Genomic DNA, 9957 nt, shown 5'->3' with positions numbered 1-9957 from the left:
CTGAATAGGAAGAGCTTCTTGTCTGCCATACCTCTTAGATTGGCTCGGAAAAGTTTAATTTTGGCATTGAACGATTCTGCCATGGCATTCGACGACCTGTTGTTATAGAAGTTCAATATCTCATCATAATGCTCGTAGAATGTGGCCGCAATGACATTGAATGAATGGAAGCCTGCCTCTTCAACTTTGTTGTACCACCGTGCCATGGAGAGCCTGGCTGCATCCTTGATGGTGTTCTTGGCGAAGATCATTCGCAGTGAGTGACACAGCCCGTATGCCTTTTGGATATCCGGATATTGTTCGAATAGAATGGCAGCCCGCAGTTTCTGACGCTCGTTCCATTTGTCAGCAGACTTGAAGAGCAGGTATCTTGACCTAGCGAGAAGCTCCTTTCTTGTGTCCCCGTTGGCGCATCTGTATGGTCTGTATGGCTTGTCGCAGAGCTTTGCCTCCTCCATCTCGTCGTTTGCCTGCTGTATGGCATCCCAGCGGTGCTTGATGCGCAACTCCTGTACGGCATCGCATGCTAACTTCTGTACATGGAACCTGTCGATGACACGCTTGGCGTTGGGAAACGACCTTCTGACGATTTTGCGCATGGAGTCAGACAAGTCCAGGGTGACTTCCTCAACAGAGGAGCGCTTGTCCTCATCAATCCTATCCAGCACCGCTATGACATCTTCTGACTTTGTTCCCGCAACTACTGCCACGAGACTCCCTTCCCGTGTACGTGCGGCACGGTTGGTCACAAAAGTGTACAGCTCGCCGTTGGACAGTGAAGTCTCGTCAATGGCCAGGGAGGGTCCGATGTTGTCAGGAAAGAGCAGCCACTCGTCGGCATGTTCTGCCTGGTCCCATTCACGGAAGCCGCTCAGGACTTCCTTATATTGTTTCTCAAATGTGTGTCCGTCAATATGATAGTAATCCTCAAGCGTAAGGCAAGTCACCGGGGATGTCTCCATACGTTTCTTTTAAAAAAGCTCCAAATTCCTTGGAGTAACGGGTGCCCTGGGCTACCATGTCTAAAGCAATGGGAGGTGTAAAACTCTTACCCGTGCGCAAATCAGTCCATCGTCTGCGACGGACTTTCAATATCACCTTATGGTCTCGAATTGGGAAGTCAGTTATATTAACGGCTTCCATGAACCCTTTGGACTCGAAGTTGGGGTCATCCGACAAAGTCTTGTCCATACGTTCGTCAAGACTGATATGAAACTCTGATCCAACCTCGCGAACAGAAACGACAGTAAAATAATCTAATATTTGAGTGGGCAAAACAAGAGTTGCCAAGATACGTAACATTTTTTCTTCCATGATGCGAAGGTCGGAATTATGAAGATATAGAACAAATTATTCCCCAGGAAATTTCTACTGAGCCGAGCTGACGCAAGCATCTCTACCATTTTTAATTCACAATTTTCAATTCACAATTGGCAGACGTTGGTGTTTGCGCCAGCTCCTTGTGAATTGAAAATTGTGAATTGTGAATTGAAAAAGCCCGGCATCACACGAGGTGAAGACCGGGCCGAATGAAAGGAGGAAGTGGTACCTCTTGGAGTTGAACCAAGGACACATGGATTTTCAGTCCATTGCTCTACCACCTGAGCTAAGGTACCGTTTCATAATTGCGAGTGCAAAGATAGGGCTTTTTAGCCAAACAAACAAATTTTTCGCAAAAAAAATTCTACTTTTCAGAAAAAAGATGTACCTTTGCATCGTTCTTAAGGGAAACAAGTCAACTTTGCGTACCTTGGGGATGCTGATCGGGATGTAGCGCAGTTGGTAGCGCACTACGTTCGGGACGTAGGGGTCGGGCGTTCGAGTCGCCTCATCCCGACAAAAGCAAAAGAGGTTGCCACGGCAACCTCTTTTGCTTTTGTCTCCTCTTAATCATGAAGCCTTGATTATCAGCAACTATAGCATAACTTCTTCATATCATTCGTTTTAAAATTCAACATAATGGTTGAGTCGCTCAATATCCTTGGGTGTAAAATCCTGCAGTAACTTCAATTCATTCAGACTGGTCAAAGGTCCATGCAACCGGCGATAGTCCATAATGTCCTTAGCCTGATAATAATTAATGTAAGGGTGACGCTTCAACTCGTTCAACTTGAGCTTGTTGACGTTAATTTTATGAATAGCGCCACTGATATGGAAGTAAGATATGGCAGTTTCGGGAAAATCCTCAATCTCCAGAAGCTGCTTCACATGATAAAATCCTCCGAGTCGTTGGCGGTAGCCCACTATTCTGCGGGCAAAATAACTACCTATGCCAGGCACTCGTTTCAATGCAGAGGTGTCGGCAAGATTGAGGTCGATATGCTCTGTGGGTTTCAGTTTGACAGGATAACGGTGTGTGGTGTCGCGTGGTTCGTGTTTCTCTTCGGCAAACAACTCTGCAGCTGGGGCATAGTCACGGCTTATGCGGATGTAGGGTTCAAGTTCACGATACTGTTTCTGCGTAAGTCCGTAGAGTCGGGCAAAGTCTTGTGGCCGGCGATAAACGCCGCCTGCTGCACGGTATTTGTAGATGTTGCGCACTTGCCAATATTGCAAGCCTAAGCGCAGGAACTCGGTGCTATCTGCTGTGTTGGGGTCGAACACAAAATGCTCAACCCTGCGAGTTTCAGCTTGAATATACTGAGGATTCGTGCGGGGAAATACCGATGAAACGGCTTGTTTCTGCACGAAAACAGTATCCTTTTCGTCAACTTGGGTCATTCCTTCATCTCCACCCAAAAAGAAAATGAGAGAACAGGAAACTACGGCAAGCAGCAGGAAAAACAATAATACTGCACGATCGGAACGGTTGAAATAAAAGAAATCTCTAAGTTTCATTATTCGAGATTAACGCAATGATTTAGTTTTATCGTTGTTTTGAAGATCTTTTAAAAGAAAACTGCTGCGTGCAACCTTGACTTATATCACGTTGAGTTGATGGAGAAAGATGGCTAAGATGGCCAAAGGGCACACAAAACGAACCAAAAACAGGAAGATGCCGAAGAAACGAGCGCTCAATGTACCCCAGTTGGTAAACTCGTCACGAACGACCTTTTTGGGAACAAACCATCCCAGGAACACGCAGGTAAGGAATCCGCCTACAGGAAGAAATATCTGTCCGGTTACAAAGTCGAACGCGTCGAACAATGACATTCCGGCCACACGCAGATAATCCTTGCCACCAAGTGACAATGAACAGAAGGCACCAATAATGATTGTGGATACAGTCACGATGACTGCTCCTTTTTTCCGGGAGATGTGCAACTCCTCGTAAAAGAAAGAGGTGCTCACTTCGTGAAGCGACATCAAGGACGTCAAGGCAGCGAGCGAGAGCAACCCATAGAACATCAGTGACACCACCCACCCCATCACGGGCATGCTTCCGAAGGCTTCGTTAAAGACATTAGGAAGGGTGATGAAGATAAGTGAGGGTCCACTGTCGGGGTTGACGCCCACCGAAAAAGCTGCCGGAAATATCATCAATCCAGCTAGAATGGCCACCATCGTGTCTACGACTGATACCTGAATAGCAGACGCGAGCAGATTGGTCTGCCGACTGTAGTAAGAAGCATAGGTGCAGATGCAACCCATGGCAATGCTGAGAGAATAGAACGATTGCCCCAATGCACCGAGGAACACACCTTGGTCTACCTTTCCAAAATCTGGCTTGAGCAAGAAATCTATGCCTCTCGAAGCGCCAGGAAGCAAGCATGAAGCCACAACAATAACCAGCAACAATATAAATAAGGTAGGCATGAGCAGCTTCGAAGCCCTTTCTATTCCACCCCGCACTCCATGGATAATCACAAAGTGAGCCGTCAACAGAATAACAGACAGCCAGAATATAGGGCGTACTGGATTAGTCGAGAAAGTGGTGAAATAGTTTTGGACAAACAAGGAGTCACCATGCAACTCGCCCATAACCGATGCATAGATATATTGCAAACACCATCCCGAGACAACCGCATAATACCCCGTGATTAGAAATCCGGTAAGCACGCCGAGCAAACCGACGAACTTCCATGCTTTCCCACCACTCACACGGGCGTATGCACGATAGGTGTTGGAGGCTCCGTGGCGACCAATAATGAATTCGGAAACCATACATGGGATACCCAACAGCAGCACGCAGCCCAAATAAATGAGAATGAAAGCTGCACCCCCGTTCTCTCCAACCATATAGGGAAAGCGCCAAACATTGCCCAAGCCAACAGCTCCACCGGCTGTGGCAAGAATCATTCCAAGCTTACTTCCAAAGTTTGCCCTTTTGTCAGACATACAATTTAAATGCTATTTGATGGCAAAAGTATAAAAAAATATCTACTTTTGCACACAATTTGAAAGTAAATATAAAGCCATGATGCATTTCATTAAGCAATACACCCTATCCTTCATCTGCATGGTTGTGATATGGATATTATGTCTTGTGCCCATTCCTGAAACGCCCCTGAGCCAAATCAACATGGTAGACAAGTGGACGCATATCGTGATGTTTGGCGGCTGGTGCACTGTGCTCTGGTTGGAATACGGATTGCATCACCAGGTAATCAACATGAAACGGACTATCCCCTATGCCATCATTTTCCCCATTTTAATGGGCGGACTGATCGAAATTGTTCAGCAAACCTGTACCGGAGGTAATAGAAGTGGCGATTTCATAGACTTTATTGCCGACGCCATCGGCGTGCTATTGGGTGCTGCTATCGGTATTCCTCTGGCACTGATGATTTCCAAACGAAATAAGGATTCCTAAGCATATGGGAGTTGTAGAAACGTGCATCACCCGTAACTTCCGGCCCGATGAAATCGGGTTTTTCGTAAGATTCCGCGTTGTTTCCGAGTTCAACCTCTGCTATCACCAGCCCCTCGTTGTCACCATGAAACTCGTCAACCTCAAACACATGGGTGCCACTTTTCACCAAGTACCGATGTTTGTCTATCACTCCGCCCCGACACAGTTTCAGAAGGTGGCCGGCTTCATTGAGCGATATCTCCTTTTCAAACTCATAACGCGTCAGGCCTCCGTCAACACTTCTGCTCTTAATCGTCAAGAATGCCTGCTCATCCCGCACGCGAATGCGCACGGTTGCGCCATCGGCAGGAATATAACCCTGTTGAATATGGCTTGACGAAAAAGCGGCGCGCTTATACGCACCGCCTTTCTTAACAAGGAACTTGCGCTCTATTTCCAGTCCGCTCATCCCACAATTGTCATGGTCCAAACCATATAAAGAATAGCCAGGACGAGTAAGGCACCAAATATCCATTTCACCACACTGTCGCCTTGGATTTTCTGCTTGACCTCTCGTTTTTCTCGCTTGACCTCCCTGGCAACAGCGTTAATTTCACGCACAGGCTCCTGTGGATTTCTTTTCTTTTTAGTCATAATAGTTCTTTTTAGGTTTTTATTTATCGATATCTTAACTTTTGTAAGGCAGTCTGGTCAATTCCAAATCCGTCGGAGGAATCTACTCAATACGGCTATGCCTCCTGCTCACCTCCTGAATATTCCATCAGGTAGGCTTTAATAAAACCGTCAAGATCCCCATCCATCACACCATCCACATCCGAGGTTTGGTAGTTGGTGCGATGATCCTTCACACGACGGTCATCAAATACATAACTACGAATCTGACTTCCCCATTCAATCTTCTTCTTGCCAGCCTCAATCTTAGCCTGAGCCTCCAGGCGTTTCTTCATTTCGCGGTCATAGAGTTGGCTTTTCAGGAGGAGCATGGCCTTGGCCTTATTCTTCGGCTGGTCGCGCGTCTCGGTATTCTCAATCAGAATTTCCTCCTTCTCGCCGGTGTCTGGATCTTCATATTGATAGCGAAGTCGCACGCCAGACTCCACTTTATTCACATTTTGACCTCCTGCTCCGCTCGACCGGAATGTATCCCAACTCAGACGCGCCGGGTCGACATACACCTCAATGGTGTCATCGACAAGGGGAGAGATAAACACACTCGCAAAACTCGTCATGCGTTTACCCTGAGCGTTGTATGGTGACACGCGAACCAGTCTATGAACACCATTCTCACTCTTCAAATATCCATAGGCAAACTCGCCCCCCTCGACAGTCATCGTCACACTCTTGATACCGGCCTCATCGCCATCCTGAAGGTTGGTGATGGTCACCTTATAGCCATGCGATTCGCACCAGCGCATATACATGCGCATCAACATTTGCGCCCAGTCCTGACTCTCGGTTCCACCGGCGCCAGAGTTGATTTTCAGCACAGCATCCATGGAGTCCTCCTCCGACCGAAGCATGTTTTTGAATTCCAAATCTTCTATGGCCTTGATCACCTTCGCATAATCGGCATCCACCTCCTCTTCAGTAACAAGTTCTTCCTTGTAATAATCGAAAGCCAACTCCAATTCATTGGCCAGCAATTCAACATCACTGTAGTCCTTGAGCCAGTTCTGAAGGCCTTTTACCTTCTTCATTTGAGCCTCTGCACGCTTCGGGTCATCCCAAAAGTCGGGAGCCTGCGTGCGAAGTTGTTCTTCTTCAAATTCTATTTGTTTCTTGTCGATATTGAGATAATGGTGAAGCTTGGTCGTACGCTCCAACACGTCTTTCAGTTGGTCTGATGTTATCATGTACAATGTTTGTTATATGAATGTCAGGAATTATTAATCCTCGTACATTTTGTCGATGATCTCCTTGTAATTCTGATGGATGATGGGGCGGCGGAGCTTCAGCGTATTGGTCAATTCTCCCGATTCCATCGAGAAATGATGGGGCAAGAGCGTGATGCGCTTGATTTGTTCGTAGTGAGCAAGCGACTGCTGCAACGTCTTGATTCGTTCCATCATCATTTGATACACCTTGTCGTTAGCGCAGAGTTCATCACGGGTCTCAAAGACGACACCGTTGTCGTGCGCCCATTCTTCAACCAGACGAAACTCTGGAACAACTAAGGCCGAAACAAACTTTCGCTCGTCTGCCACAACTGCCACTTGGTCGACAAACTTGTCAACCAACAATATCGATTCCACCATCTGTGGGGAAATGTATTTGCCATTGCTGGTTTTGAACAAATCTTTGATACGTTCCTTCAGGAAAAGCTCTCCATCCTGAACATATCCTGCATCGCCCGTATGGAAAAATCCATCCTTGTCAAAAGATTGAGCTGTAATGGCGTCGCGCTTGTAATATCCTTTGGTGATCGTCGGACCCTTCAGCAGTATCTCGTCATTTTCGCCAATCTTCATTTCTATCCCCGGTATAAGTCGACCGACAGAGCCGAGGGTACACTTTTTGCCCATATGGTCACAAGAAACGGTCGCAAGGCTTTCGGTGAGTCCATACCCGACTATCATCATAATCCCGATGGAATGGATAAATTCTTCCACTTTGGGCGACACACTTGCCCCTGCCGTGGGGAATATGTGAGGATTCTGCAACCCCAACTGCTTACGCACCAAACTGAACAATGTCGAATTGACGACCTTATACTCCAAGGCCAAGGCCATAGGAGGGCGCTTACCATTCATAAGATATTCTATATTATGTCTCCTCCCTACATCCAAGGCGTGTTTGAACATCTTCTGCTGGATGGGGTTGGAACGGTCGATTTTCTCATGTACTGCTTGGTACACTTTTTCCCAGAATCTCGGCACGCTCGACATGCTCGTGGGTTTTGTCTCGCGCATAGACTCTTGGATTTCATGCGGATAGGTGTTGATGATGAGCTGTGCGCCCTTGGTCAGCGCTAAGTAAGCCCATGCACGTTCAAAAATATGGGTGAAAGGCAAAAAGTTCATCACCCTATCTTTCTCCCCAACCGGCACCCACACTTCATTGGCCTTAAAGGCAGCTGAATATTGTCCATAGGTGAGCATCACTCCTTTGCTTTCCCCGGTCGTTCCACTTGTATAAAGTATATTGCAGAGATCGTCATCATTGGCTTCCGCCCACCGCTCTTCCACTTCCTGCTGTCTCGGGAGTTGTTCGCCGAGTTTCAGAAAATCTTGGAAATAAAGTGTGTTGGGGTCGTGAGAACTGATGCGCACACTGTCGTCGAAAACAATGATACGTTCCAATGAGGTGCACAGCGGGAACACCCGGTGAGCCTTGTCATATTGCTCCTGTTCACCCACGAAAAGCACTCGTACTTGTGCATCGTTGATCATGTACTGTATCTGCTGCTCCGAACTTGTTGCATAAAAGGGAATGGAACAAGCTCGAATGCCGTATGCACCAAAGTCGGTATACAGATACTGAATACAGTTTTGGGAAAAAACTGCAATATTCTCCTGCGGCTTTACACCAAAGTTGAGCATAGCATTGCTCACCTGCTTGACGCGCAGGGAGAATTGTTTCCATGACACCGTCTTCCATTTCAAACTTCCAAAGTTCCTGAATGTCAAGACAGGACGAGATCCATATTTCTTGGCCTGCTCATGAACAAGTATCGACAAATGACTTTTATTCTGCATAGCATGAAGGGAATTAATATATGCAAAGATAACGTAAATTAGGTACTAAAACAAAAATATCACCGCTTTTTTCCGTCAGATTGATCAGACCTATGCCTCAAACAACTTGATAAACGTGTAGCTTAGCGTCCTTGCTACACGCTGACTACCACGATGAATCCATCTGGCGTCGATACACATTCACGACCCTTGGCCAGCATATGTCGGCCGACAGACAGGTGCATCGCGGCCGACAGACAATCGTACTACGGCCGCAAAACGAATGGACAACGGCCGCAAAGCGGACACTATAGGGCTAAATCAGACCGGCACGTTACCTTTATGCCCATAATTACTGCTCATGGAAGATGTATGTTTGCGATTTTATTTTTATATACTGCAAACTATGCGCATGTTCAAAAAAAGGTTACTTTTGTAACATGGAACGACGAGAACAATACACCCAGGATGCCATCACCCTACTCTGCCGCTTGGTTGCCACCCCATCGGTAAGTCGCAGCGAAAGTGAAGCCGCTACCATCATGGAGCAAACCATCGCCGGTTACGGTTTCGAAACACATCGCGAAGCCAACAACCTGTGGGTCGTTGACCCTTGGTTCGACGACGCCCGTCCCACCGTGCTGCTCAATGCCCACATCGACACGGTGAAGCCAGTGAAGTCGTGGCAACACGACCCCTTCATCCCGACAATCGAAGGCGACATGCTCTATGGGTTAGGCAGCAATGATTGTGGAGGCGGATTGGTGACTCTGTTGCAGGTGTTCCGTCGTTTTTGCACGGATGCTGCCCGCTCCCACCGTGCCTTTAATTTGATCTATTTGGCTTCGGCCGAGGAGGAAGTATCAGGCAAAAACGGCATCAGTCGCGTATTGCCACGGCTACCCAAAATAGATGTGGCCATCGTGGGCGAACCCACTGGCATGCAACCAGCTGTTGCCGAAAAAGGACTGATGGTGCTCGATCTGAAGGCCCATGGCAAGAGTGGGCACGCCGCACGAAACGAGGGGGTGAATGCCATCTACGAAGCACTTGAGGATATGCAGTGGATTCGCAACTACCGGTTCAAGAAGACGAGTCGGCTGCTCGGTTCGGTAAAAATGTCACTCACCATGGTGAACGCCGGCACACAGCACAACGTCATACCGGACACCTGCTCTATGGTTGTTGACATACGCACCAACGAATGTTATACCAATGAGGAAGTCTACAACATTGTCTGCCGGCACGTCAAGTCAGAGGTCAGTGCCCGCTCCTTCCGTCTGCACTCTTCGCACATCGACCTTGAACATCCATTGGTGCGTCGCTGTGTCTCTCTGGGCATGACGCCCTTCGGCTCACCTACGTTGAGCGACCAGTCACTTATGCCGTTCCCCTCACTGAAGTTGGGACCCGGCGAATCGTCACGCTCGCACAGCGCCGATGAATATATCAGGATAAGTGAAATAGAACACGCTTTTGACACCTATGTCAAACTTCTTGGAATGCCATAAGCTACCATTTGCAACTCAT

At 47.5% G+C, this 9957-nt stretch carries 10 protein-coding genes and 2 tRNA genes; 3 read left to right on the top strand and 9 right to left on the bottom strand.

Annotated features, from left to right (window positions below):
* The 3 genes from HMPREF0645_RS11040 to HMPREF0645_RS11030 form a co-directional block, all read right to left on the bottom strand.
* Positions 1-962: ISAon1 family transposase (locus HMPREF0645_RS11040; protein WP_044123588.1), on the bottom strand; the 962-nt coding region annotated here is incomplete at its 3' end.
* Positions 928-1314 (bottom strand): ISAon1 family transposase N-terminal region protein, encoded by a 387-nt coding sequence (locus HMPREF0645_RS11035; protein ID WP_007175090.1) that lies wholly within the window; start codon positions 1312-1314, stop codon positions 928-930. The genes HMPREF0645_RS11035 and HMPREF0645_RS11040, both read right to left, overlap by 35 nt.
* A 229-nt stretch (positions 1315-1543) precedes the next feature.
* A tRNA-Phe gene (locus tag HMPREF0645_RS11030) sits at positions 1544-1616 on the bottom strand.
* Between the two features lie 148 nt (positions 1617-1764).
* On the opposite strand from HMPREF0645_RS11030, the gene HMPREF0645_RS11025 reads away from it, so the two are divergent.
* Positions 1765-1837: transfer RNA gene (locus HMPREF0645_RS11025), tRNA-Pro, on the top strand.
* A 107-nt stretch (positions 1838-1944) separates the two neighbouring features.
* Here the strand turns inward: HMPREF0645_RS11025 and HMPREF0645_RS11020 are convergent.
* Both HMPREF0645_RS11020 and HMPREF0645_RS11015 read right to left on the bottom strand, forming a co-directional pair.
* Positions 1945-2838 carry a helix-hairpin-helix domain-containing protein gene (locus HMPREF0645_RS11020; RefSeq protein WP_007175089.1) on the bottom strand — a complete coding sequence of 298 codons (894 nt, stop codon included), beginning with the start codon at positions 2836-2838 and terminating at the stop codon, positions 1945-1947.
* Positions 2839-2919: 81 nt separating this feature from the next.
* On the bottom strand, positions 2920-4278 hold the full coding sequence (locus HMPREF0645_RS11015; RefSeq protein WP_007175088.1) for a sodium-dependent transporter: 1359 nt from the start codon (positions 4276-4278) through the stop codon (positions 2920-2922).
* A 79-nt stretch (positions 4279-4357) separates the two neighbouring features.
* Here HMPREF0645_RS11015 and HMPREF0645_RS11010 point away from each other — a divergent pair, with 79 nt between their 5' ends.
* Entirely contained in the window at positions 4358-4753 is a 396-nt protein-coding gene (locus HMPREF0645_RS11010) for a VanZ family protein (RefSeq protein WP_007175087.1), read from the top strand.
* Here HMPREF0645_RS11010 and HMPREF0645_RS11005 read toward each other — a convergent pair.
* The 4 genes from HMPREF0645_RS11005 to HMPREF0645_RS10990 all read right to left on the bottom strand — a co-directional run bounded on the left by HMPREF0645_RS11005 (position 4701) and on the right by HMPREF0645_RS10990 (position 8448).
* Positions 4701-5201 (bottom strand): CYTH domain-containing protein, encoded by a 501-nt coding sequence (locus HMPREF0645_RS11005; RefSeq protein ID WP_007175086.1) that lies wholly within the window; start codon positions 5199-5201, stop codon positions 4701-4703. The genes HMPREF0645_RS11010 and HMPREF0645_RS11005 overlap by 53 nt on opposite strands.
* On the bottom strand, positions 5198-5386 hold the full coding sequence (locus HMPREF0645_RS11000; RefSeq protein ID WP_007175085.1) for a hypothetical protein: 189 nt from the start codon (positions 5384-5386) through the stop codon (positions 5198-5200). Before HMPREF0645_RS11000 ends, HMPREF0645_RS11005 begins: the two co-directional genes overlap by 4 nt.
* 95 nt (positions 5387-5481) lie before the next feature.
* Positions 5482-6606, bottom strand: coding sequence for a peptide chain release factor 2 (gene prfB / locus HMPREF0645_RS10995; RefSeq protein ID WP_007175084.1), 1125 nt, complete (start codon positions 6604-6606; stop codon positions 5482-5484).
* A gap of 33 nt (positions 6607-6639) precedes the next feature.
* On the bottom strand, positions 6640-8448 hold the full coding sequence (locus HMPREF0645_RS10990; protein WP_007175083.1) for an AMP-dependent synthetase/ligase: 1809 nt from the start codon (positions 8446-8448) through the stop codon (positions 6640-6642).
* A gap of 419 nt (positions 8449-8867) precedes the next feature.
* Between HMPREF0645_RS10990 and HMPREF0645_RS10985 the strand changes: the two genes are divergently transcribed.
* On the top strand, positions 8868-9938 hold the full coding sequence (locus HMPREF0645_RS10985) for a M20 family metallo-hydrolase (RefSeq protein WP_007175082.1): 1071 nt from the start codon (positions 8868-8870) through the stop codon (positions 9936-9938).
* Positions 9939-9957: the final 19 nt, after the last annotated feature.

Source organism: Hallella bergensis DSM 17361, assembly GCF_000160535.1.
GTDB classification, from domain to species: Bacteria; Bacteroidota; Bacteroidia; order Bacteroidales; family Bacteroidaceae; genus Prevotella; species Prevotella bergensis.
Note: the sequence above shows the minus strand (reverse complement) of the source record. Positions and strands in the feature narration are given on the sequence as shown.

Excerpts from the sequence above, each read along its gene's own strand:
- HMPREF0645_RS11035 (WP_007175090.1), bottom strand. The coding sequence starts at position 1,314 with ATGGAAGAAAAAATGTTACGTATCTTGGCAACTCTTGTTTTGCCCACT.
- prfB (WP_007175084.1), bottom strand. The coding sequence starts at position 6,606 with ATGATAACATCAGACCAACTGAAAGACGTGTTGGAGCGTACGACCAAG.
- HMPREF0645_RS11010 (WP_007175087.1), top strand. The coding sequence starts at position 4,358 with ATGATGCATTTCATTAAGCAATACACCCTATCCTTCATCTGCATGGTT.
- HMPREF0645_RS11005 (WP_007175086.1), bottom strand. The coding sequence starts at position 5,201 with ATGAGCGGACTGGAAATAGAGCGCAAGTTCCTTGTTAAGAAAGGCGGT.
- HMPREF0645_RS11020 (WP_007175089.1), bottom strand. The coding sequence starts at position 2,838 with ATGAAACTTAGAGATTTCTTTTATTTCAACCGTTCCGATCGTGCAGTA.
- HMPREF0645_RS11015 (WP_007175088.1), bottom strand. The coding sequence starts at position 4,278 with ATGTCTGACAAAAGGGCAAACTTTGGAAGTAAGCTTGGAATGATTCTT.
- HMPREF0645_RS10985 (WP_007175082.1), top strand. The coding sequence starts at position 8,868 with ATGGAACGACGAGAACAATACACCCAGGATGCCATCACCCTACTCTGC.
- HMPREF0645_RS11000 (WP_007175085.1), bottom strand. The coding sequence starts at position 5,386 with ATGACTAAAAAGAAAAGAAATCCACAGGAGCCTGTGCGTGAAATTAAC.
- HMPREF0645_RS10990 (WP_007175083.1), bottom strand. The coding sequence starts at position 8,448 with ATGCAGAATAAAAGTCATTTGTCGATACTTGTTCATGAGCAGGCCAAG.